Origin of the sequence: Bradyrhizobium canariense (assembly GCF_900105125.1) — a bacterium.
Lineage (GTDB): Bacteria > Pseudomonadota > Alphaproteobacteria > Rhizobiales > Xanthobacteraceae > Bradyrhizobium > Bradyrhizobium canariense_A.
In genome coordinates this window covers 467,891-490,448 of the sequence record NZ_LT629750.1, presented here as the reverse complement: position 1 = coordinate 490,448, position 22,558 = coordinate 467,891, and the positions used below count along the sequence as shown (strand labels likewise).

28 protein-coding genes are annotated in these 22,558 nt (G+C 59.9%); 13 read left to right on the top strand and 15 right to left on the bottom strand.

Annotated features, from left to right (window positions below; genetic code table 11):
- Positions 1-49 precede the first annotated feature (49 nt).
- The 4 genes from sucC (at position 50) to BLV09_RS02355 (ending at position 3,875) form a co-directional block, all read left to right on the top strand.
- A complete protein-coding gene (sucC, locus tag BLV09_RS02370; RefSeq protein ID WP_146686190.1) occupies positions 50-1,249 on the top strand; it encodes an ADP-forming succinate--CoA ligase subunit beta in 1,200 nt (399 codons plus the stop codon).
- A complete protein-coding gene (sucD, locus tag BLV09_RS02365) occupies positions 1,250-2,134 on the top strand; it encodes a succinate--CoA ligase subunit alpha (RefSeq protein ID WP_146686189.1) in 885 nt (294 codons plus the stop codon). It abuts the gene before it with no gap.
- A gap of 16 nt (positions 2,135-2,150) precedes the next feature.
- A complete protein-coding gene (locus tag BLV09_RS02360; RefSeq protein ID WP_146686188.1) occupies positions 2,151-2,933 on the top strand; it encodes a fumarylacetoacetate hydrolase family protein in 783 nt (260 codons plus the stop codon).
- Between the two features lie 150 nt (positions 2,934-3,083).
- A complete protein-coding gene (locus BLV09_RS02355) occupies positions 3,084-3,875 on the top strand; it encodes a hypothetical protein (RefSeq protein ID WP_167558596.1) in 792 nt (263 codons plus the stop codon).
- Positions 3,876-3,964: 89 nt separating this feature from the next.
- On the opposite strand, the gene BLV09_RS02350 is transcribed toward BLV09_RS02355, so the two are convergent.
- Positions 3,965-5,017: a hypothetical protein gene (locus BLV09_RS02350; RefSeq protein WP_146686186.1), complete on the bottom strand. Its 1,053-nt coding sequence runs from the start codon at positions 5,015-5,017 to the stop codon at positions 3,965-3,967.
- Positions 5,018-5,234: 217 nt separating this feature from the next.
- Between BLV09_RS02350 and BLV09_RS02345 the strand changes: the two genes are divergently transcribed.
- Complete coding sequence (locus tag BLV09_RS02345; RefSeq protein ID WP_167558595.1) at positions 5,235-6,293, top strand: patatin-like phospholipase family protein; 1,059 nt, start codon at positions 5,235-5,237, stop codon at positions 6,291-6,293.
- A gap of 1 nt (position 6,294) precedes the next feature.
- On the opposite strand, the gene BLV09_RS02340 is transcribed toward BLV09_RS02345, so the two are convergent.
- Together BLV09_RS02340 and BLV09_RS02335 are read right to left on the bottom strand one after the other, a co-directional pair.
- A complete protein-coding gene (locus BLV09_RS02340) occupies positions 6,295-6,723 on the bottom strand; it encodes a CBS domain-containing protein (protein WP_146686184.1) in 429 nt (142 codons plus the stop codon).
- A gap of 200 nt (positions 6,724-6,923) precedes the next feature.
- Positions 6,924-7,736 carry a rhomboid family intramembrane serine protease gene (locus BLV09_RS02335; protein ID WP_146686183.1) on the bottom strand — a complete coding sequence of 271 codons (813 nt, stop codon included), beginning with the start codon at positions 7,734-7,736 and terminating at the stop codon, positions 6,924-6,926.
- Positions 7,737-8,210: 474 nt separating this feature from the next.
- Between BLV09_RS02335 and BLV09_RS02330 the strand changes: the two genes are divergently transcribed.
- Entirely contained in the window at positions 8,211-8,768 is a 558-nt protein-coding gene (locus tag BLV09_RS02330; protein WP_146686182.1) for a PAS domain-containing protein, read from the top strand.
- A 32-nt stretch (positions 8,769-8,800) separates the two neighbouring features.
- Here BLV09_RS02330 and BLV09_RS02325 read toward each other — a convergent pair whose 3' ends face one another.
- The 4 genes from BLV09_RS02325 to BLV09_RS02310 all read right to left on the bottom strand — a co-directional run bounded on the left by BLV09_RS02325 (position 8,801) and on the right by BLV09_RS02310 (position 10,750).
- Positions 8,801-9,037, bottom strand: a complete 237-nt coding sequence (locus BLV09_RS02325) for a hypothetical protein (RefSeq protein ID WP_100382584.1) — start codon at positions 9,035-9,037, stop codon at positions 8,801-8,803.
- Positions 9,038-9,129: 92 nt separating this feature from the next.
- A complete protein-coding gene (locus tag BLV09_RS02320) occupies positions 9,130-9,387 on the bottom strand; it encodes a hypothetical protein (protein WP_167558594.1) in 258 nt (85 codons plus the stop codon).
- A gap of 53 nt (positions 9,388-9,440) precedes the next feature.
- Positions 9,441-9,641: a hypothetical protein gene (locus BLV09_RS02315; protein ID WP_244548945.1), complete on the bottom strand. Its 201-nt coding sequence runs from the start codon at positions 9,639-9,641 to the stop codon at positions 9,441-9,443.
- Between the two features lie 302 nt (positions 9,642-9,943).
- Positions 9,944-10,750: a transglutaminase-like domain-containing protein gene (locus BLV09_RS02310; RefSeq protein ID WP_146686180.1), complete on the bottom strand. Its 807-nt coding sequence runs from the start codon at positions 10,748-10,750 to the stop codon at positions 9,944-9,946.
- A gap of 347 nt (positions 10,751-11,097) precedes the next feature.
- Between BLV09_RS02310 and BLV09_RS02305 the strand changes: the two genes are divergently transcribed.
- From BLV09_RS02305 to BLV09_RS02290, 4 genes are all read left to right on the top strand, one after another.
- Positions 11,098-11,367 (top strand): hypothetical protein, encoded by a 270-nt coding sequence (locus tag BLV09_RS02305; protein ID WP_100382587.1) that lies wholly within the window; start codon positions 11,098-11,100, stop codon positions 11,365-11,367.
- Entirely contained in the window at positions 11,360-11,656 is a 297-nt protein-coding gene (locus BLV09_RS02300) for a hypothetical protein (protein ID WP_100382588.1), read from the top strand. Before BLV09_RS02305 ends, BLV09_RS02300 begins: the two co-directional genes overlap by 8 nt.
- 81 nt (positions 11,657-11,737) lie before the next feature.
- Positions 11,738-11,932 (top strand): hypothetical protein, encoded by a 195-nt coding sequence (locus tag BLV09_RS38695; RefSeq protein ID WP_146686179.1) that lies wholly within the window; start codon positions 11,738-11,740, stop codon positions 11,930-11,932.
- Positions 11,933-12,017: 85 nt separating this feature from the next.
- Entirely contained in the window at positions 12,018-12,302 is a 285-nt protein-coding gene (locus tag BLV09_RS02290) for a DUF1488 family protein (RefSeq protein WP_146686178.1), read from the top strand.
- A 71-nt stretch (positions 12,303-12,373) separates the two neighbouring features.
- Here the strand turns inward: BLV09_RS02290 and BLV09_RS38425 are convergent, their stop codons facing one another.
- The 7 genes from BLV09_RS38425 to BLV09_RS02260 form a co-directional block, all read right to left on the bottom strand.
- Entirely contained in the window at positions 12,374-12,508 is a 135-nt protein-coding gene (locus BLV09_RS38425) for a hypothetical protein (RefSeq protein ID WP_283806830.1), read from the bottom strand.
- Positions 12,509-12,555: 47 nt separating this feature from the next.
- Positions 12,556-12,804, bottom strand: coding sequence for a hypothetical protein (locus tag BLV09_RS02285; protein ID WP_146686177.1), 249 nt, complete (start codon positions 12,802-12,804; stop codon positions 12,556-12,558).
- 334 nt (positions 12,805-13,138) lie between these two features.
- Entirely contained in the window at positions 13,139-13,342 is a 204-nt protein-coding gene (locus BLV09_RS02280; protein WP_100382593.1) for a hypothetical protein, read from the bottom strand.
- A 39-nt stretch (positions 13,343-13,381) separates the two neighbouring features.
- Positions 13,382-13,624: a hypothetical protein gene (locus BLV09_RS02275; RefSeq protein WP_146686176.1), complete on the bottom strand. Its 243-nt coding sequence runs from the start codon at positions 13,622-13,624 to the stop codon at positions 13,382-13,384.
- 51 nt (positions 13,625-13,675) lie between these two features.
- Positions 13,676-14,971, bottom strand: a complete 1,296-nt coding sequence (locus BLV09_RS02270; protein WP_100382595.1) for a glycoside hydrolase family 130 protein — start codon at positions 14,969-14,971, stop codon at positions 13,676-13,678.
- A 36-nt stretch (positions 14,972-15,007) separates the two neighbouring features.
- On the bottom strand, positions 15,008-17,293 hold the full coding sequence (locus tag BLV09_RS02265; protein ID WP_146686175.1) for a glycosyltransferase family 4 protein: 2,286 nt from the start codon (positions 17,291-17,293) through the stop codon (positions 15,008-15,010).
- Positions 17,290-18,225 (bottom strand): class I mannose-6-phosphate isomerase, encoded by a 936-nt coding sequence (locus BLV09_RS02260; RefSeq protein WP_146686174.1) that lies wholly within the window; start codon positions 18,223-18,225, stop codon positions 17,290-17,292. The genes BLV09_RS02265 and BLV09_RS02260 overlap by 4 nt, the downstream gene beginning before the upstream one ends.
- 420 nt (positions 18,226-18,645) lie before the next feature.
- Here BLV09_RS02260 and BLV09_RS02255 point away from each other — a divergent pair, with 420 nt between their 5' ends.
- From BLV09_RS02255 to lpxA, 3 genes are all read left to right on the top strand, one after another.
- The gene (locus BLV09_RS02255; RefSeq protein WP_244548944.1) at positions 18,646-19,032 is read left to right on the top strand and encodes a response regulator; all 387 of its coding nucleotides are present in this window, start codon (positions 18,646-18,648) and stop codon (positions 19,030-19,032) included.
- A gap of 103 nt (positions 19,033-19,135) precedes the next feature.
- Positions 19,136-19,912 (top strand): sensor histidine kinase, encoded by a 777-nt coding sequence (locus BLV09_RS02250; protein WP_146686173.1) that lies wholly within the window; start codon positions 19,136-19,138, stop codon positions 19,910-19,912.
- Between the two features lie 696 nt (positions 19,913-20,608).
- Complete coding sequence (gene lpxA, locus BLV09_RS02245) at positions 20,609-21,412, top strand: acyl-ACP--UDP-N-acetylglucosamine O-acyltransferase (RefSeq protein WP_146686172.1); 804 nt, start codon at positions 20,609-20,611, stop codon at positions 21,410-21,412.
- Between the two features lie 127 nt (positions 21,413-21,539).
- Here lpxA and BLV09_RS02240 read toward each other — a convergent pair whose 3' ends face one another.
- Positions 21,540-22,517, bottom strand: coding sequence for a Bug family tripartite tricarboxylate transporter substrate binding protein (locus BLV09_RS02240; protein ID WP_146686171.1), 978 nt, complete (start codon positions 22,515-22,517; stop codon positions 21,540-21,542).
- Between the last annotated feature and the right edge of the window lie 41 nt (positions 22,518-22,558).

The following is a 22,558-nucleotide window of genomic DNA, read 5'->3' as shown; positions in this document are numbered from 1 at the left end:
ATTTGGAATATTGTATACCAAAACGACAGCAACGCACGAGGGAGCGGACATGAACATTCACGAATACCAGGCCAAGGCGCTGCTGCACGAATTCGGGGTGCCGATTTCGAAGGGCGTGCCGGTGCTGCGGGCGGCCGATTCCGATGCCGCCGCCAAAACCCTGCCCGGCCCGGTCTGGGTGGTGAAGAGCCAGATCCATGCCGGCGGCCGCGGCAAGGGCAAGTTCAAGGAGGCCAGTGCCGGCGACAAGGGCGGCGTGCGGATCGCCAAGTCGGTCGCCGAGGTCAACGAGTTCGCCAGGCAGATGCTGGGCGCAACCCTGGTGACGGTGCAGACCGGGCCGCACGGCAAGCAGGTCAACCGCCTCTACATCGAGGACGGCTCCGACATCGACAAGGAGTTTTATCTCTCGATCCTGGTCAACCGCGAGACTTCCGAAGTGTCGTTCGTGGTGTCGACCGAAGGCGGCGTCAATATCGAGGACGTCGCCCATAACAGCCCGGAGAAGATCGTGACCTTCTCGGTCGATCCGGCCACCGGGATCATGAGCCATCACGGCCGCACGGTGGCAAAAGCGCTGGGACTGACCGGCGATCTCGCCAAGCAGGCGGAAAAACTGGTGGCGCAGCTCTATGCGGCGTTCGTCGCCAAGGACATGGCGATGCTGGAGATCAACCCGCTGGTCGTCACCAAGCAGGCTCAGCTGCGCGTGCTCGACGCCAAGGTGTCGTTCGACGACAACGCCATGTTCCGCCATCCCGAAGTGGCTGCGCTGCGCGACGAGACCGAGGAGGACGCCAAGGAGATCGAGGCGTCGAAATACGACCTCAACTACGTCGCGCTCGACGGCAATATCGGCTGCATGGTCAACGGCGCCGGCCTGGCGATGGCGACGATGGACATCATCAAGCTGTACGGCATGGCGCCGGCGAACTTCCTTGATGTCGGCGGCAGCGCCACCAAGGAAAAGGTCGCCTCCGCCTTCAAGATCATCACCGCCGATCCCAATGTGAAGGGCATCCTGGTCAACATCTTCGGCGGCATCATGAAATGCGACGTCATTGCCGAGGGCGTGGTGGCGGCGGTGAAGGAAGTCGGCCTCGAGGTGCCGCTGGTGGTGCGGCTCGAGGGCACCAATGTCGATGCCGGCAAGAAGATCATCCGCGAGTCCGGCCTCAACGTGCTGCCGGCCGATGATCTCGACGATGCCGCGCAGAAAATCGTCAAGTCTGTGAAGGAAACCGCGTAAATGTCCGTCCTGATCGACAAGAACACCAAGGTTATCTGCCAGGGTTTCACCGGCAAGAATGGCACGTTCCATTCGGAAGCCGCGATCGCCTATGGCACCAAGATGGTCGGCGGCACCTCGCCGGGCAAAGGCGGATCGACGCATCTTAATCTGCCGGTGTTCGATACCGTGGCCGAGGCGCGCGAGAAGACCGGGGCGGACGCCAGCGTGATCTATGTGCCGCCGCCGGGGGCGGCCGATGCGATCTGCGAGGCGATCGATGCCGAAATCCCGCTGATCGTCTGCATCACCGAGGGCATTCCGGTGCTCGACATGGTGCGGGTCAAGCGGTCGCTGAGCGGCTCGAAATCGCGGCTGATCGGGCCCAATTGCCCGGGCGTGATGACGGCGGGCGAATGCAAGATCGGCATCATGCCGGCCAACATCTTCAAGCCCGGCAATGTCGGCATCGTCTCGCGCTCGGGCACGCTGACCTATGAGGCGGTGTTCCAGACCACCCAGGAGGGTCTTGGCCAGACCACCGCGGTCGGCATCGGCGGCGACCCGGTCAAGGGCACCGAATTCATCGACGTGCTGGAGATGTTTCTGGCCGACCCCAAGACCACCTCGATCGTGATGATCGGCGAGATCGGCGGCTCGGCCGAGGAAGATGCCGCCCAGTTCCTCAAGGACGAGGCCAAGCGCGGCCGCAAGAAGCCGATGGTCGGTTTTATCGCCGGCGTCACCGCCCCTCCCGGCCGCCGCATGGGCCATGCCGGCGCCATCATCTCCGGTGGCAAGGGCGACGCCGGATCCAAGGCCGCGGCGATGGAATCGGCCGGAATCACCGTCTCGCCCTCGCCCGCAAGGCTTGGAAAGACCCTTGTCGAAAAATTGAAATCGTAAAGGGCGAGGCTTCTCGATGAAAATTTGGCTGCGCTTTCAATATCGCGACAGAAAAGGCTTTGGAACGGCCGACCGCGAATGGATCACCGAATATGCCGGCGACATGTTCCGAAACCCGGAAGCGACCGATCGCAGGATCGCGCTTGCCGAGGTCGAATTGTTGCCGCCGACGGTCCCATCGAAAATCGTCGCGCTCTGGAATAATTTTCATGCGCTGTCGGCGAAGCTCGGCGTTCCCGAACCGAGCGAGCCGCTTTATTTGCTGAAGGCGCCGTCATCGGTGACCGCGCCTGACGCCGTCGTCAGCCGGCCGCCATCCTATGACGGCAGGATCGTCTGGGAGGGCGAACTGGGAATCGTCATTGGCAAGACCTGCCGCGGCATTTCGCCTGATGAAGCCGATGCCTTCATCTTCGGCTACACCTGCGTCAACGACCTGACGGCCGCGGACCTGATCGGAAAGGATGCGACCTTCGCACAATGGGCGCGGGCCAAGAGCTTTGACGGCTTCTGCCCGTTCGGGCCGGTCATTGCGACGGATATCGAACCCGCGTCATTGATCGTGCGCACGATCGTCAACGGCGCGGAACGCCAGTCCTATCCGATATCCGATATGATCTTCAGTGCTCAGGAGATCGTGAGCCGACTCTCCCACGACATGACGCTATTTCCGGGCGATCTGATTTGCTGCGGCACCTCGTTGGGCGTCGGCAGCATCAAGGAGGCGAGCAGTTCGCTGGTGATTGCGATCGACGGGATCGGCGAGCTGAAAACCGAATTCAGGCTCTATTTTTTGTGATGCGTTGGAAGCCACTAGCCGACTGTCAAAACGGCACGACTGACCTACATCGGTACGATTTGAATTAAACTTCTAAGCAACCAGAAAGAGAGTTCGTCTAGAAAATTGTCAAATGGGGCCGGGCTCGGCCATGACGAAGGGGTGGCGCGCTTGCAGCACTTCAAAACGCAGCTGGATTTGCGCCGCGTACCCTTCGTAAGAAAGCCTGATCCGAAGCCACCCATCGTCGATCGGCTGGTCCTGTGGTTCTCAACGAGCCGAAAGGTCGACGGGCTCTGGGTGGGGACTATGGAAGGCAAGCCTTACCCCGGCTTACGCCGCGTCGAGGACGCGCTCCGACTGATCAAACGCCACGATTCGCTTCATTATTCGCGCGTCATCCATAACCTGGAGCGAATAAAGGTGGGTGTAATCCCAAACGCACGTGCATGCTACAACCGGTCATTAACGGCATGCGTGTTTGATGAGCGTTTCGTTCTCCCTGAAACAACGACGCTCGAACGGATTGCCTCGGTAATAATTCATGAAGCGACCCATGCGAGGCTCGAGGGATGGGGCGTCAGTTACGATGATGAGAAGCAGCGCGCACGGATCGAAGCGATTTGTCTTCGGCGAGAACTGAGCTTCGTCAGCAAGCTACCGCACGGCGAACCATTGCGGGAAGAGATTGCGCGCACGTTGGAATGGTGTATTGGCGATCACGATTACTTTTCCAACGTGAGCTTTCGGCAACGCGCCGACCAAGAAAACGTCGAAACACTACGCTACCTTGGAACTCCGGACTGGCTCATTAGATCTCTGCCGAAAGTACGGGCCATCTTTTTCGGAGTGCGTAGATTGGTCCACCGCTTCGCTGGGTGCTTCCGCGGCAAGCGTAGGAACGTGGTATCGTCTCCGTCTGACGCCTTCGGACCTGATCCAAAGTCCGACTTGAGTCCGTAACGTGCGCAAAAAGCGGATGTGTGTCAGCGCTTATGGATTTATGAATGCAGGCTGTGATTGGCGCGACCGTATACCCGGCCGATCAAAAACTAATGCGCGACAACCTCGACTTCGCCGTCGACGCCGTTGACGACGTTGAAGGGACGCTCGAACACCTTGCCTTCGTTCTTGGCGATGGCGCGATATTCGCCCTCTGACAGCACGACGCGGGGGAACGCGCCGATCGATTCCTTGATAACGTCGCCGCCGGGCGTGATCACCGACCACGCGGTGTTGGCCAGGGCCTCGCCGCCCTTGTCGCTGACCAGCTTTAACGTGATCACCGCCGCACGGTGGGTGATGGTGACGTCGGTCAGCTTGCCGGCCTGGACGCGGATATCGGAACGCACCACGGAATTGGCGTCGCCGTAATTGGAGACGATGTAATAGGTCCCTTCCGGCAGCAGCGCGACATCGCCCGGAGAGACGTTTGGCAACAGCGCCGGGCGTTCGCTGGTTTCGAACTGGCTGCCCTTGTAGATCGAGAATACAATCTGATTCGGGGCGATCTTGCTGGTGCCGACCCGGCCCTCGATGCGCAGGCCGCCCGCCGGGAGCACGAAGGCCTCGCGATCGGTCTCGGCCTTCAGCGTCACCGGCCGTACCGCGCTCACCAGGCCAAGCGCGACATGGACCACATAGCTGCCGGGCGGCAGCGCGATGTTGGGCGTCGCGCTGTGATCCTCACGGATCAATTTGAAGGTGCCGGTGTCGTCCGGCCGGTCTGAAAATACCCGCCACACCAGTCCGCTGGTGATGGCCGGCAGGTCCTTGCCGTAACGCGCCGTCAGCAACAATGCGGCCTGGCCGGCCGTCGCGGTTCCAGGCGGCGCGATAACCGGAGGTATCGCCGCAACGGATGGCTGCGTTACCGGCGGCGGGATGTTCGGAACGGCCGCGGGGCCAGACGACGGCGCCAGGTTCATCGCGCCACCCGGCGCTTCCGGAACCGACGCGGGAGGTACCGGTGGCGGGTTATCCATGAACATCTGCGCCGAACCGGCGGCGGGAATCATGGCAGCCAGCATAGCCACCAGCGCGAACGCCATCACGGGGCGTCCACGCCGCCCCGATCCACCGCTGCCATTACCCCCTGATGTCATTGTGATGCTTTTCACCGAAAACGCGGCAAATTCAAGCCTGCCGGTCGATCCGCCGGAGCTATCCTGCGTGATACACCAAAGAGCGCGGTATCGGCGGGGTCGCGATCCAGTCACATTCCCTGCCTAGTCCCACCGGACTGCTGCATAAACCATGCGCGTGGGACGTTCTGGCAAGGACAGGCCATAGCGAATAGGCTTGTCCTTAAGGAGAAGTTCGGTGCTGGAGAATTTGATCGGGCGCGGCCAGTCCGCCCCAAATGGCCACGACAAAGCAGGACTCGGTAGCGTCAGGCGGCCGGTGATCGGCCTTGCCTTGGGCGGCGGCGCAGCGCGCGGATTCGCCCATATCGGTATCGTCAGGACGCTGCTGGCCCACGGCATCGTGCCCAACGTCGTGGTCGGTACCTCGATCGGCGCCGTGGTCGGGGGCGCCTATGCCGCGGGACACCTCGATACGCTGGAGGAATGGGCACGCAGCCTGCAGCCGCGCAACATTCTGGGCTATCTCGACATCCGTCTCAACGGCTCGGGCCTGATCGGCGGAGCCAAGCTTGCCGCCCAGCTCGAAGCCGCCATGGGCCAGAACCTGATCGAGGATCTGCCGGTCAAGTTTGCCACCGTCGCGACTGAAGTCCGCACCGGCCACGAGATCTGGCTGACCCATGGCCGCATCGTCGACGCCATGCGCGCCTCCTATGCGCTGCCTGGGATATTCGCGCCGGTGCTGGTCGGCGATCGCTGGCTGGTTGATGGCGCACTGGTGAACCCGGTGCCGGTGTCGGCGGCACGGGCTTTCGGTGCGGAGATCGTGATCGCCGCCAACCTGTCGAGCGACGTGTTCGCCCATAGTACGACGGTCTATGCCCATGGCCCCGCCCCCGCGGTCGCGGTGACCTCGACACCCGAAGTGCTCGACCCCGCGCCTCCGAAACGCGGGTTCGGCAAGCTGTTCTCTCCCGAGCGCACCATGAAGCGCGAATTTTTTGGCAGCGGCGGCCGGCCGGGCATCTCCACCGTGATGGTCGACGCCTTCAACATCATGCAGGACCGCATCACCCGCGCGCGCCTGGCGGGCGATCCGCCCGACCTCCTGATCTCGCCGCGCGTCGGTCAAATCGGCTGGTTCGATTTCCACCGCGCCGACGACCTGATCGCCCATGGCGCGCGTGCCGCCGAGCGCGCCATCGAATCCATTCAGGAGGCGATCGACATTCTGGTCCCGCCGTCGACCAAGACGGCCGATAAGACCGTCACCGCCAAGACCGTCAAAGAGTAGATCAGGCGGTCTTGATATAGTCGCGCAGCGCCGCCTGCTCGTTCTCATATTCCTGCACGCGCTGCTTGACGATGTCGCCGATGGAAATCAGGCCGACAACCCTGCCGTCCTCGACCACGGGCAGATGCCTGAATTTACCGAGCGTCATCATCTCCATGATCGCGCTGACGGTGTCCGACTGCTTGCAGCTGATGACCTTGCGGGTCATCACCGCGCTGACGGGTTCGTCAAGCACCGCCGCGCCGCGGTCGCCAAGCACGCGCACGATGTCGCGCTCCGACAGGATGCCTTCGAGGCGTCCCTTGTCCATCACGAGCAGCGCGCCGATCTTGCGCTCGCCCAGGATCTTGATCGCGGCCGCCAGCCTGGCGTCCGGCTCGACGCTCTGGATCTGATGGCCCTTGGAATCGAGAATTGTACGTACCGTCATTGTTGCCTCCCTGAAGCCGGTCGCGCCCTTGAACGAGCGCGATCTTTGTTCCCTTGAGTCTGCAATCAACAGTTGAGCGCCGATTTCGTTGCAGGCGCATTCGGCAAACGCGGCTATCAGCACGCACGCTTACGGGCTCAATGCCTTGCCGCGTAATGTCTGCGATGATGAATGAAATCGCGCCGTGCCGCAAGCGATGATCAGTCGCGCGTCGATACGTCCTGAGATGACGCATCTGCAGCATCGGCCGCGATGCGCGGAACCGGATCGAACAGCGAGAACAACACCAGGCCTGCGAAAAATCCGCCGATATGCGCCTGCCAGGCGACGGTGGCGCCCTCCGCGCCAATGGCGATCGATCCGACGCCGAAAATAATATTGACGCCGAACCACACGGCGAGAAAACCCAGCACGCGGCCATTGCGCAACGCATGCATCAGCGACAGCGCCGGCACCCGCGCCGCGGCATCGGCGTCGCCGCGGCTGAACGACAGAAAGCTGCCCTTCACGAAGGCAAAGCGGATAGCGGCCGCCATCGTGCCGGATACCGATGCGGAAGCGCCGATCATCGGCGCAACCGCATGTTCATGGGTGACGAAATGGGCCAGCGCGCCCGCCGCGGCGGTTACCGCCATGAACAGATAGAACCTGAGCGTACCAAAGCGGCGCGCCAGCGCACTGCCGAACGGCAACAGCCACAGCACGTTGAACCCGATATGGCTGAGATTGGCGTGCAGCAGCGAATAGGTCACGAAGGTCCAGACCTTGGCGCCGGTGCCGCCGGGAAAGGTGACGTCCAGCAGCGTGGAATCGTAGCGCTTCGGAATGAAACCGAAGATCTGGATCACGAGGTCGTCGATGTCGAACGGCAGCAGCATCCGCACGCCATGAATCACCGCCAGCAGGGCGATATAGGCGGTCAGCGCGCCGGGCAGCGTCAGGAGCGGCTCGCGCGGCGGTTCCGGCGGCAGCTCCGGCTGGGATTCGAGCGGGAATTCGGGTGAAGATTCCAAGGGGTCGAGAACCTCAGGCGGCAGCTCACGCGAGCGATGGCGCCCCAATAGGCGGCTTGGCCCCGCTGTGCAAGTGCACAAAATCCAGAAGAGGTCCCAAAGAAAAAGGGAGGGCTTTCGAGAAGCCCTCCCTTGTCCGTGCTGATCTTTTCGCGCCGGGACCTAAACGGGAAACATCCCCACCCCTCCCCGCACGACGACCAAACTGTTTGAACCAACCCTGTGTCTCATCGGCGCTGACCCCTGGAGAAGCCAGCGCCGTAACCTGCGAGAGCCATCCTACCCACATCGCGGGCGGCGCCAACCCCATAGTTAACTTAACCTTAACGTCTAAAAGGCCGCGCGAAATCGGCAGAAGTCTAGCTATGGCATGGACGCTGCACCGCCCCTCCTGCAAAACAAACACGGGGAATGCGCATGCGCGAAAGCGGGACACAAGTGTCCCGCCGAGCCACGCGCCGGGGTAAATTGAGTATGAAACATCCGTCGAACCGCGAATTTTTCGCATATTGGGACAATAAGCGCGGCGACGCGCGCGCCCCGGACCGAAGCGACATCGAGCCCGGCGCGGTGCGCGAACTGCTCGGCGATATCTTCGTCCTGTCCTATGACGGCGACGCCGGCTATCCGTTTCGCGTCGCGGGAACGCGGGTCTGCGCCCTGCTCGGCCGTGATCTGAAGGATAAGAGTTTCTCGGCGCTGTTTGCGCCGGAAAGCCGCCGCGAAATCGAGGAGATTACCGCGGTAGTGGCCGAGGAACTGCTGGGCGCGGTCGCCGGCATCACCGCGACGTCGCAGGATGGCTCGCCGGCGCACCTGGAATTGCTGCTGCTGCCGTTCAACACCCGCGCACATACGCCAATAAGCCTGACCGGATTGCTGGCCCCGTTTGATAATGGGTATGGCGTGCTCGGTGATTTCAAGCTGACATCGTGGCGCTACCTCGCCCACCCGCCGCAGCGTCTCGTTCCCCGCGCGCTACGGAAGCTCGCCATCGCCCGCGGCCTCATGGTCTATGAGGGATTGCGCTAGGACGTGAGCTCGTAGACCAGTGTCCCCTCGCCTTATTTCTTTTTGGCGCCCACCCTTGAGATGCTGGTTATCTTGAGCGGGGCACGGCCGGACTTTTCGGCGATTTCGTGATCCTGTTGCATGATGAATTCACGCGCAGGCTCATCCTTGTCCAGCCCATCGAGCAGCTCGGACGGAACGCGCCGGTTCGAGCGTTGCGAGCCGTCCTCATAGAGAACGTTGAAAAAGGCGAATTCGCCCTTCGGATTTGTTCCAGGCTTTTTTGGCATGGGCAAGCTTGTGATCGATACGCAGGACGATGTCAAAGCCGATTTCTGCCCGGTAAGGCATGTATTGCTGACGAATCGCAGCTTTTGGCCAGTCAGATGTCATCCGGCAAGGAGAAGCGAGGTGCGGCGAAATCATATTTCGCCTTGAGCCTCGTGATGAGATCGAACGTACGGATGCGATAGAAATTATCGCCCCTGGAAATCGGCCGGCTGATGCTCGCGTTCCATCCATAGGCATCGTCAAATACGAACAGCGTCATTCCCGCAGGCCAAGGGCCGTGGCAGGTCGTCGCTTGTTCGACAATCAGATCCTTGAGTTCATATGCAGTCATGGAGGGCCTGGAGTTCATTGCTGTCCCCGCTCCTCTCTCAATCGTCGGCTTGGCGCTTCGGTTTTTGCGCTTCACTCTGCTTGGAGCAGATCGAACTCATCGGACAGCAGAATCTGGCCCCGCGGAGTGCATATCTTCACGTCGAGATAGCCTTCCTGCAAAAGCTCCTTTGCCTTCGTCAGGGCGGCGGTCGCTGTGGGGCGGCCGAGATTGACGCGACCCGATCGATTGTTGCCGCTAATCAGGTAATCCAGTCGGGTCGTTCTATCCACGCAGGACAACCGCTGCCAAGACCAACAGCAGCAGAAACAGCGGGACGACCACCGGAGGCACGATCCAATCGCGCAGGCGAAACTGAGACATACGCGCTCCCTTTTATCCAACGGCGGGAGCGTTCATCACCCTCAGTCACCGATAGAGGCCATGGAAAACGCGGTGATGGCCAAGGCTACGCCGATGTCCTGTAAATAGCGAGCGCTAGAATGCCGGGACCGTCGTGAGCCCTCAGGGGACTTCGACCAGAACTTCGCTTCAACGACGCTCTCTCTCGGGAAGTCGACGCTGCGCCGAGCATTCACACGATCTCATCCGTCCAGACCTTAAAGCTGACCAGTGTATTCGGCCCGAACGTCTGGGTAAGTGGCACGTCTGCGGCGTCGCGGCCTTGCGCGATCAGAACGCGGCCGATCCGCGGCATGTTGTTGCGCGCATCGAACGTGTACCATTTGCCGCCGATATAGGCCTCGAACCAGCCTGCAAAATCTCCCGCGGCGTATGGTGGAGGCATTCCGATATCACCGAGATAGCCGGTGCAATACCGCGCCGGAATGTTCATGCAACGGCAGAACGCAATGGCAAGATGCGCATAGTCGCGGCAGACGCCCTTGCGCTCGTTGAACGCTTCCCATGCCGTCATGGTCGCGCGCGCATGCTCGTAACCAAACGCGATGTGGTTGTGAACGAAGTCGCAAATCGCCTGGACCCGCGCCCAGCCAGGCGGCGTCTTCTCGAACAACTTCCACGCGATGTCAGAGAGCCGATCGGTCTCGCAGTAACGGCTGCCAAGCAGATAGACGATGGTCTCCGCCGGCAGTTCCTCAATGGGATGTTGCGCGGCGGACGGAACGATCACATCGGGCAGACCGCTATCGTGCACCGTACCGTCAGCCGAAAGGCGCATGCGACCTGCCGGCGCGACGATCCGGCTGCACCAGTTGCCGAAGCTGTCGCGATACGGCGTGATGGGCACGGAAGGACTGGTGGTCAAATAATCCGGCACGATGATATCGGACGCCCGCGTAAAATGCGTGCCGAGCACCGCGATGAGCGGGGTCGCTTGCGGAAAATCGTAGATCATTTCAAAGCCGACACGAATCTTCATGCGAAATCCCCGATCCTGCCGGCTGCGCTATCCAGTAATTGCACGCCGCAATTACGTCGCCTGCACCGAGCCGCATGGTTGCAGCTCGCAGCAGATCCTGAAGTGAAGCTTGAAAGCATGTCCGAACACGTCGGACGGGCGCGTGGCCAGTCCGGTCTGATAAAATCGTTCCGGCGCACTGCGAAGATGGCTACGAGGGCGGCCGAGCACAAGACGTGATGCGGGCTGTTCGCCCGCGGCCATCCATCCCACGAGAAAGAGATAGCTAATCGGGACGAAAGAGCGCACTATCAACGCATGCACAATTGTGGCGTTGGCTTGGGGCTGCTTGCGAAAGGCAATCGGTCATGACCATGCGCTCGCGACGGGAAACCGTTACCTTCAAACACCCTTTCCAGATCAAGGGCGTCGACCGGCTGCTTCCGGCCGGTGATTATGAGGTCGTCACGGATGAAGAAATGATCGAGGGGCTTTCCTTCGCGTCGTTCCGCCGGGTTGCCACCATGATCATGGTCCCTTCGGCCGCACCGCGCAGTTCGGCGATGGAAATGGTGTCCATCGGCTCGATCGATCTGGCGGATGCACAGCGGATCGATGCCAGCGCGCCTCATGACTGAGAAAACGCTGGATCTCGACAAGCATCGCGGCATGGCCGCACAGAAGGCCACCGATATCCGTCGTGTTTTGGCGGAGGTGGAGAACAATGCAAGGGAGCTGCGCGATCGGCAGGGCGTCGTCGAAAACCAGCTTCTGTCGATTTCAGCAGCGTCGTGGCCGGAAGCGGCGGCCAAGGCGCGCTACATCTTGAATCTATACGCCGCAGGGCTGCCGCCGGACGACACCCATCATCGAGATCTCGTTGCAGCCGTACTTGCGGACTTTGCCCGGCTCTCCAACGAGAACTGAACAAACGGTTGTTCGCCGAACAACCGGAAACCTCACCTCGCGCTCGACAAAAGATCGGCGCCGATCTGAAAGTACACGCCGATGCAAAACCTTTCACCACGCCATGTCAAAACCGAAGAGTCGCTCCGACTCGGTGTTGTTTCGGGCTGGTACAGCACCAAAGCGAGCGGAACATTTGTTTCGGGACCGCATGATTCCGAAGCCGATTGCCTGCGCAAGATCGCGGAAATCGACCCGCCGCCGCCAAAAGACACAAAAGCAAAGCGCGCGGCGTAACAATCAGACAGGGTCCAGGGCGTCTCGCGATTGAGCGAGACGCCTCGCTCGAAGGAGAGCAACACCCTCTGAAGGAGTGGATCAAATGGCGCTTACCCGCGGTAATTTCCTCGGCTACGAATTCGACCGAATGGTCATCCTCTTCTCGATGGTTGACGGCCAACGAGAGGTCCCGTGTGCCATCTCCACCTCCGCCATAGACGGCCTGGAAAGCCAGGCGCGGATCAAGCCGAATGAGCGCGAGGCACAATTTATGCGGCTGCGCGATCGGATCGAAGACTGCGCTTCGCGCAAATTCGTTGCGATGGAGTTCGAAGGCACGCCGCCCGGCATCATCTTGCGCAGCATCGATTTTCGAAACAGCGCATAGGGCTCTGCCGGACCGATTGGGCGCCCAAGATCAGCCCGAACAACCCGTCAGACGCTGACGTTTGACGCCGATTATTTCTTTTTTCCGGAACCGAAGGTTGGTTGCCAGCCTGCAGTCTTTTGGCTCGGCGCTGCGGCAATTGTCTTGATCTTCTCTTTTTTGGGCTTCTTGACTTCCCGATTACCTTTTTGCTCGCCTTTGGCCATTCTGATCTCCTCTGGATTGGTGATGCGCATTAATTGAATGTAGAACTTTACATTGAGGCGTAGCGCTCCGCGCTTTTTATCGCGCTGTCGATCTCATCAGCTAAATCGACTTCCCCCAGTTTATGAAGACAGGAGGCCATCGTCGATGCCTGGGTCGCGCTCATGGAGAGCGGTTCGCCGGTTTCGTAGCTGAATTTGATGCGCCAAACTCCCCCATGATTGCGGTGCGGCTCAATGAGCAGCACTGGAAGATTAGGCAGTCCATTCTCAAAAAGCAGTGCCGGTAGTGTTACCATCACGACATCACACCGAATTCAGCAGGTGCCTGAAAGGACATCTTAGACCGGTCGTCACCCATTCCGGCATCCGAAATCGCGGGAAAGGTAAGGATGCTTGTCTTACCCAGGGCAAGTTCTTCCGCGGTTCGCGACACAAATCCGGACGTCCGGCGTATGGGCGACGCACCAGGCTTCGATTCACCTTCCGCCAAGGGCTCTAAAGCTCGGACGAAGTTCGTCTGGCGCGACCTGAAGACTCGCATTTCCCAACTCTGCGCTCTTTGCCGCCCAATAGCTATGCATTAGTTGGAGCCCGCTTCGACCGTCCCGAACGTCAACAGCTTATCCCGGCTCACTCAGCTCTTTTCGAGACGCTTTCCTCTCCGCTTATGGCGCGGTCCAGTGCGTCGATCAGCGTTTGAATCTCGGTGAATTTGGTGCGTGCCCGCTCGGCCTTGTCGCGATCAAACGGAGCGGCCAGAACCTTCGCGTGCGCGTCCCTGTCCTCGACCATACGCTCACGGGCCTTCTTCAGCGTTTCAAGTCGCTCACTCATTGAGGCTCCTTTGTATATATACCGCCACCGCGATCGATCTCAGTCGAAGGCGGAAGGAAATTTGCCGTTACGGAAGATGACAGTAGGCTCGTCATCATAGTCACCCATCTCGGGATCTCCGGTGGATGAGAAGGCAACGACACCGAGCTTGCTCAACGCCAATCGTTCCGCGGTTCGAAGAGCGCCTGTTTCCGATTTACAGGCTATCGGAGCATCGGCCTTCAGCTTTCCGCCTTTGCCGGTGTTGAACGACTGAACGAAATAGCTTGTTTCGCGGGTCATAAAATCTCCTCACGTAACGGGCGGGTGTGGCATGGCGCAGTCACGGCAGAATCAGCTCTTCATCGTCGCCAGCAGGGTCGAAATCTTGACGGTCGCGAAATTGGAGAACGTGTCCGACACGGCGTATGGCAAAATGATGTGATCGTTGTGCTTCATTGCCCCGCAGGTATAAACGACGTTGGGGACGTAGCCCTCGCGCTCCGACGGTTCGGGCCGCAGCAGTGGCTCGCGCGAACGCGCGAGCACTTTGAGTGGATCGTTCTTGTCGAGCAGCGCCGCGCCGATCGAGTATTTGCGAACCGGCCCGACGCCATGGGTGAATAGCAGCCAGCCCTCATCGAGTTCGATCGGCGATCCGCAATTGCCGATCTGTACGAACTCCCAGGGGAATTCCGGTTTCAGGATGGCTTGACCGCCGTCCCACCTGTACAGATCGTCTGAATAGATCAGATACAGGTTTTCATTATCTTGCCGTGCGATCATCGCATATTTGCCGCTGATCTTGCGCGGAAACAGCGCCATACCCTTGTTGTGCGCGGCCGCGCCTTGCAAGGGCGTCATCCGGAATGACAGGAAATCGCTTGTCTCCATTAGTTCGGATCGGATCGCGCGCCCGCTGTAAGCGGTATAGGTTGCGTAGTAGGTCTTGCGGCCGAGATCATTGAATTCGACGAAACGTGCGTCTTCTATCCCGTTTGATTGAGATTCCGTCACGGGAAAGATAACGCGTTCGCTGATATCTTCTTCCGGTTTGAATATCACCTCAACGTTGTCCCCGATTGACCCGGGCGTCCGAGCTTTAATCCGGGGACTTGAGGCGAGCCGGGCCGTCGGATCGACCTCCAGGCTTCCGTCAGAGGTGACGCTGCCGGCGCGAAACGTCAATGATGATACATGTCCCTCGCCGACGGCGCGGAGACTGAGAATGAAGCGCAAGCCGCCCTTGGGTGCCCCCGATTGGTCCGGGTGCGGCACGATGCTGGGGTTGAACAAGGCCGAGGCTTCGAACGAATACTCGTTGAGAAAATAGGCTCCGATCAACTGGCGCTGAACTTTGGAAAAAGTACCGTGAGCCGCCAGCGCCTCTTCCATTTCGTCGGCACGGGCTTCGAACGTCTCCAGCAGGTTGCGATGGCGGCCAAGGAAATTCTCCAGGACGTCGGCGAGCAGGCTGGCGGCGGCTTCGGAATCGAGCGCGAGCATCCGGTCGACGATGTGGTTCGCACGTTGCCTGTCGGTCGGGTTGAGATCGCGCGGTTCAGTCGCCGGCTTGAACGGACGCACGATCACCCGTGCGGGGTCGGGGCGCAAATAAAGAGCCTGCCGGTTCAGGAATGTGTCTTGCAACGAGATGCCCTCGGTTTGCTGGAGTGGAGATGAAAATCAGGCGCCGACGGCGCGAACTGCCGAAGGTTTGGTCAGACCCGGGTTAACGCGCGCGAGCTGACGAATGTCCGCGAGACCGAGAAGATAGGACACCACCGACTCGCCCCCGCGATTTTCGTTGGCGCGATCGGGATGCAGTCCATCGCGGCAGCTCCCGGTGTGCAGATCGACCAGTGTAACAGACAGATCATTGCTGCCGAGAAACCAGGCGAACACGTTGGTCGCGATGGCCTTCCATCCGGCATCGCCCTCCGCTCTCCAAGCCATCAGGCAGGCGGCAATCGTCGCGGTGGCTTCCAGGGGCTGCTGATCGAAGTCACGCGGATGTTGCCGCCGTTCGCCGAAGCCCGCTGTGCCGACCGGCCGGAAATGCCCCCTCGAAGTCGTTTGTTGTGTCATTAGCCAGCGCAGGGATCTTAGCCCCGCATTGATATAGGCCGGCGTTTGCGTCGCCATACCCGTCAGCATCAAGGCCTGCGGCAGGCGCGCGTTATCGTAGGCAAGCCCCTCCTCGAACCATACCCAGTCCGGTGTGTCGACCGCCGTCAGGCCAGCCATCAATCTGTCGGCGAGGAAATGCCTCACTTCCTGGGCGTGGAGGTCATCCGGAGCTACAGCGCAATAGGAGTTCAAGCCGAGCAATGTAAATGCCCATGCGCGCGGAGAGCTAAAGGATTCCGCGGGCGTCAACGCTTCGACAAACAAAGCTTCGGCCCATCGGCGGCGCGATGGGCTTGCGTCCCTGCGTGAGCATTCACCCAAGGCCCACAGCGTGCGCCCGTGACTGTCCTCGGAACCGCTGTCTTCGAGCCAGACCCGATTGAAGCCCATGAAGTTACGAAATCGTTTTGTGTCGGGATTCCACGCATGCTGCACGAAAGCGGCGAAGCGGGACGTCAGGGCTTCCGATAGACGCTGCTCTCCCGGATTGTTGAGGGCGCAGGCCAGCAGCAGTGCACGGGCATTGTCATCGACGCAATAGCCGTGCGAACGATCAGGTACCGAATGGACGGCGTGCTGAAACAACCCGGTGTCGTCGCACATCGAGAGAAAATGACCTATTTGCATGTCAGGCGCGGCGGGGCTTTCAGGTTCCGGCAAGGCCTTGTCGGAACGCGCAATGACCTTGAGCCAGTAACCCTGCCTCGCGCTCGCGAAGGCGCCCATGTAGCGTTCTGCGGTACGCTCCCATGTCATCGACCGGCTGGCGGCGTAGGCGCGCACGCGCATCGCCTGTCGGCGAGGATCATCGGTGAGCAATTCCGCGATTTTGTCGGCGATCGTCACCGCGTCGCCGAAAGGAACCAGAACGCCGCGCCCGTCAGCCAGCAACTCGCGTGCGTGCCAGTACGGTGTCGAGACCACCGGCTTCCCAAGCCCAAAGCTGTAGGCCAGGGTCCCCGATGTCATTTGCGCTTCGTTGAGATAGGGCGTGACGTAGACGTCGCACATCGAAATGAATTCGAGCAGCGTGCCCTGATCGACGAACTGATCGAGAAACACCACGTGGTCCTCGACGCCAAGTTCACGGACGCGCGTCATCAGGCTCTCGCGATAGGCCTCGCCCTGCTCCCGAACCAGATTGGGATGAGTCGCACCGAGCACGACGTACACGGCATCGGCGCGGCGTTTCAGTATCGACGGCATGGCGTCGATCATGACTTCGATGCCCTTGTTGGGGGACAGCAGGCCAAATGTCAGAATGACTGATCGCCCGCTGAAACCGAGTTCGGCCTTCGCGGCGTCCGGGGCAACAAATGGAAAGTCGGGAATGCCGTGAGCGATGACTTCGATTTTATCGGCCGGCACCTGATAGACGCTGCGCAGCAGTTCGCTTCCCTTGTTGGCCATCACGATGACCTTCGAAGACGCCTCGGCGATGCGCCCTAGCACCGCGCGCTGGACCGCCGTGGGCTTGGCCAACACTGTGTGCAGCGTCGTGATCACGGGCATGGTGAGGCGCGACAACAGCTCGAGGATGTGGCTACCGGCTTCGCCGCCGAAAATCCCGAATTCATGCTGCAGGCAAACCGTGTCGAACCGGCCGGCGTTCAGGAAATTCGCTGCGCGCACATACTCTTCGATCGTATCGTCCTTGATTTGCAAAGCGACCGAAGGGGGATAGTCATAGGCTTGACCATGGTCGGTCATCGCCACGATGCATATCTCAAGGTTCGGGTGTGACGTCGATATCGCCTGTTGCAGGTCCGTCGTAAAGGTTGCGATGCCGCAGCGGCGAGGCAATGAATTACCAATAATGGCGATGCGGCGGAGCGGCGTCATGTCTGTGCCTCGACGGTATCAGTCATTTGCGGGACGGCCACATCGACCGACGGAATAAAATTGGTCGGTCGCTTGCTGAGGCTCTGCAATAAAGACTCAATTGGATCGGGTCCGGGATAAGCGATGAGACCACTCAATCCATTGGTGCCGACCTCGACGCTGGTGCGATCGCCGCCGACGAATATGACCTGCCCGGCAGATGCGGTGACCAATCCGATCGCTGCGTGGCCGTCGAGCACGAGGATCCAGGTCTCCGGGGCAGCGAGCAGCGCCCAGCTTGAATCCTCGGGAAGGTCAATTCGCTCCAGAACAAAATGCTGGCTCGCGATGAGAACCGTTCGAGCGCCAGTGAGGTGGGATGGATTGCACAGCGTCTTAACCGGCGAGGCATCAGCAGCGGCTACGGCGTTGTCCTCGTGCAAGTCGCGCAGCCTGCCATAGTCGAACAGACGGAATGTCGCGTCGCTGCGCTGCTGAATTTCGGCAAGCACGATGCCGGCGCCGATAGCGTGGATTGTACCGGCGGGCACGAAGATGACATCGCCTTTCGCAACCGGACGCCATTGAACCAGATCGGCGATCGAGCCGTCCCTGATCGATGCACGCAATTCCTGCGGCGTGAGATGACGCTTCAATCCAACGGCAACCTGTGCGGCCGGCGTTGCCGAAAGAATGTACCACGCCTCGGTCTTGCCGTTCGGCAGACCCATCGTACGTGCAAAGGCATCGTCGGGATGGACCTGGATCGACAAGGGCTTGCCGGTAAACAACAACTTGAGCAGCAAGGCTGGGATTGGCGCGTTTTTATCGAGGCGGTCGAACCACAATTCTCCGATCGCGTCACCGGAGCCGTCGATGCCGCTCCAGGGTTGCAGATCGGTGAGTCCCCAAGGCTTGCGTACAACCTGCACGGAGACGTGTTCGATGGCCATAGGTTATCCTGCCCCGTGACGCGCATATCGAAGCGACATGCCGTTGGTCGATACCGTCTATAAGGTTTGTCGTGGCTAAAGCTTCGCGCTTCGGGATGTGCGCTGTTGAAGCGATCCGATTGCACTAATGGATCAGATGGATACTCCGGCACGCAATAGCAATCTGCCGGCAGCCATAAAACGCCTGCGTGCTCGCATTGCCGGCAAAACGCTAAATCACGGTATTCCAGCTATCGCCCGCTAAATCAGAGACTTGCATTGCTTTTGGTGCGCATGTTGCTCAACGCGCGCGCTTAATTTTGACCGTTGTTAAGCTAATCGGGATCATCTGGGCTATAAGATACTTGTCTCAGTGCGCTTAACCATCCTGAGCCATGGCGCATGGCTGTTCTCTTTTGCTCACTTTCGAAGGCATCGCTTATGATGATCCTGAATCCTTCGGGTATCCCCGCCGTCGTTCTCATCGTCGAAGACGAACTGCTGCTGCGGATGTCTGCGGCCGATATGGTGGAAGACGCGGGTTATACCTCGGTTGAGGCCGTGGATGCGGACGAAGCCGTCGCAATCCTCGAATCCAGGTCTGACATCGCGTTGATATTCACCGACATTCAAATGGCCGGCAGCATGAATGGGCTGAAGCTCGCCCATGCGGTGCACAAGCGCTGGCCCCCGATCAAGATCATCCTGGTGTCCGGGCAGTTGAAGCTGGAGAGCATCGATATGCCCGCCGGCAGCCGGTTCTTTGGCAAACCGCTCGATGCCAAGATCATGATTGCCCAGATGCAGAACATGATCGGTCACGCCTGATACCCGCCTCATCAGGCGGAAGCGGCGATATATCACCCTATCGTGCTGCAACCGTGGCGCAGGGGATATGACCGGAACCCGACTTATGGTGATATAGTCAGAGATGCCTGAAATTAATGATAATCTGGATAAGCGCCGTTCGAACAGCGCAGCACCGCCTCCGGAGTTTCTGGCAACGGAGAACATCAGCCTGCGGCTGTTGCTGGCCCAAGCCGAAATTGATGCTCGGGAGTTGCTCGCTCAGGCCGGTATCGATGCCAAAGAGCGCGAGGCCGCTGATAAGCTTCAAAAACTGATCCTGGAAGAGCTTCACCACCGCATCAAGAATACCCTGGCGATGGTCAGCGCCATTGCCTCCCAAAGTTTGCGAAATGTGCCGGGCGCCGAACACGCACAGCACGCGATCGAAGGCCGGCTGCTGGCGTTGGGGCGGGCTCACGACCTTCTTTTGCAGGCAAGATGGACCGGCGCGGACCTCGGGACGATCATTCGCGGCGCCATCGAGGCCTTCGACAATCCCGATATGCCGAAATTCACGATTGCAGGACCCGATGTCCGGTTGACATCAGGAGCCGTGACCGCAATTGCGATGACCCTCAACGAGCTCTGTACCAACACAACCAAGTTCGGTGCCTTGTCGGTGCCTGTGGGCCGCGTCGACATCGCCTGGACCATTGATCCCAAGACGCAACGTTTGCATCTGACGTGGACCGAGCGGAACGGCCCACCGGTCCGGGCTCCGGAAAAGCGCAGTTTCGGCACCCGCCTGGTCGAAACGCTCGGCAAGCAACTCAAGGGCGATGTGCAGTTGACTTATGAGAGCAGTGGCTTCGTGTACGCGTTCGATGTGCCGCTAACATCCTTGACGTCGATAGCGTAGCTAACGCAGCACGTCGACCTCAAGGTCGCCGGGCCAAATCCAATTTATTAGCTGTATCTATAAAGCCGACATCTCTTTATGGTCCCTCATCCGAACGTCTCAACCAGCGTTGGAAAACTCTGCAACTTCACCCAATCCGGCGGCCTCCCCTCTCGGCGACCTTTTTGGTCAAGGAAATGTCATGCTTTCTACGGCTCATTTCCGGCAAGAGATTCGATCTCGGCTGGACCTGGCCGCCACTCGGGGAGACCAAGACCTGACCATCGACTCTGGAGAGCTTTACAAGTCTCTCAGCAATCTCCCTGTCTCTGACCGATGGATGATCTTCTGCTGCAACGCGATGCGCGCCGAGATGACGGTGACCGATAGTTTGATCTTTTATGGTGCCAGAGAAAGCTGGCTGACCGTGAACTACAGACTGCCACGAAATCAAACCAGGCCAGCGCTCAAATCACACTAGGCCATTCGGACCATATCTATGTCGTGTCTACGTCCTGGCCCGACATCCCAATCGACTTTGAAATACTCCGCAGACTTGCGGCGAGCAGCTTCGTTCGAGTCACGTCAAGCGGATGATCTATCGATGGCCGAAGCCGTGCCGGGAATCGAAGGATCTTCAGAGACCCCTGTCGCAAGCCTTCAACAGATCAAGCCTGCAGATCAAGCCTTGGGACAGATAACGGATTGGACCTTTCGATGAGCACGATCAATCCCACCGCGCGAATTGAAGATGGCGCTGTCATTGGCGAGGGCACCTCGATCGGTCCCTACTGCACCATCGGTCCTGACGTCATTATCGGCGCAGACTGCAAGCTGATCTCGCATGTCCACATCTCAGCGCAAACCACCATCGGCCACGGCTGCACCATTCATCCCTTCGTCTCGCTCGGCACGCCGCCGCAATCCCTGAGCCATCGCGGCGAACTCACCAAGCTTTGGGTTGGTGAGGGTTGCACCATTAGAGAGCAAGTGACCATGAACGCCGGGACCGTGGCCGGCGGCGGCATTACCCGCGTCGGCAATCGCGGCTACTTCATGAATCGCAGCCATGTCGGTCACGACTGCCAGGTTGGCAACGATGTGACCTTCGCGACGTCGGCGACATTGGGCGGCCATTGCGAGGTCGGCGACTTTGTTTTTATTGGACGCCTTTCGGCCGCCCATCAATTCGTCCGGATCGGGCCGCAGACAATGGTCGGTGCTGCAAGCTGCGTGCGCGACGACGTGATTCCGTTTGGCCTCGCGAATGGCCAGCATGCCGCTCTTGCGGGCCTCAACATCATCGGCATGAAACGCCGTAAGTTCAGCCTTGAGCGCCTCGCGGCGGTGGGATCATTTTATCAAAAACTGTTTCACGGCCCAGGCATCTTTGCCGAGCGTTTGAGCGACGTCAGGAATCTCGCGCACTCGGATCCTGCGATTGCGGAGATCCTGACCTTCATTGATGCCGAAAGGCATCGCTCGCTGTGTCTGCCGACGATGAACGGGAGCACATCTTGATACCGCGCCCCATTGTCTCGCTCCGCTCCTCGAAGCTCACGCGTAGCATAGAGTTAGATCCGAATGGACGCTCGCGTAAGCCCGTGGGAGAGCTTTCGTAACGGCGTCAGCTTTTGATGAAATCGTATTAGATCGGCGTGATGCCGGCGAACCTGACCACCTTGGCCCACTTCTCGGTTTCCTCCGCCACGAGTTTTGCCATCGTGGACGGCGGACCTCCGATCACCGTACCGCCGAGATCGGGCAGCCGCGCTTTGAACTTGGGGTCGACAAGGACCGCGTTGATCTCGGTGTTAAGCTTGTCGATGACTTCGGTGGGCGTATTCTTTGGTGTACCGATGCCGTACCACGTGCTCATCTCGTAGCCCGGCACGAAATCGGCCATCACGGGAACATCGGGCAGCGCTTCCGAGCGGGTCGCGCCGGTTACCGCCAGCGCACGCAACTTGCCGCCTCTGACGTAAGCCGTTGAGGAGGATAGGCTCCCGAACACGGCATGAATCTGTCCAGCCAGCAAGTCGGTGATTGCAAGAGCCTCGCCGCGGTAGGCCACGTGCACCAGATTGACACCGGCCATCATCATGAACAGTTCACCGGCCATGTGGACCGGGCCTCCATTGCCGCCGGATCCCATGTTGACCTTGCCTGGATTGGCCTTGGCATAGGCGATGAACTCGGAAACGGAATTGGCAGGAAATGAGGGATTGACCAGCATCACATTGGGCGCGCGGAGAAGCGCTGCGACCGGCGCAATGTCGCGCACGAAATCGAAACTGAGCTTGTTGTAGAGCGATGCGTTGACTGCATTGGCGGTATTGGCCAGCAGCAGGGTGTAACCATCCGCCGTCGCATTCACCACCATCTCGGCGGCAATATTGCTGCCGGCGCCGGTGCGGTTCTCGATAACGAAGGGCTGACCGAGCCGTTCGGAAAGCAACTGCCCCGTCAAGCGCGCGACGACATCGGTTCCTCCTCCCGCGGCAAAGCCGACGAGCAGGCGAACCTGCCGCGAAGGATAGGTTTCCGCACGTGCAGGCCGCAAGACAGCCGAAAGCGCGACAGCGCCGGCTCCCAGCAGCAGAAATTGACGGCGCGGTACTTTCATTGACGACGCCCCCGGACGACACCAAGACTATCCCAAGCTCT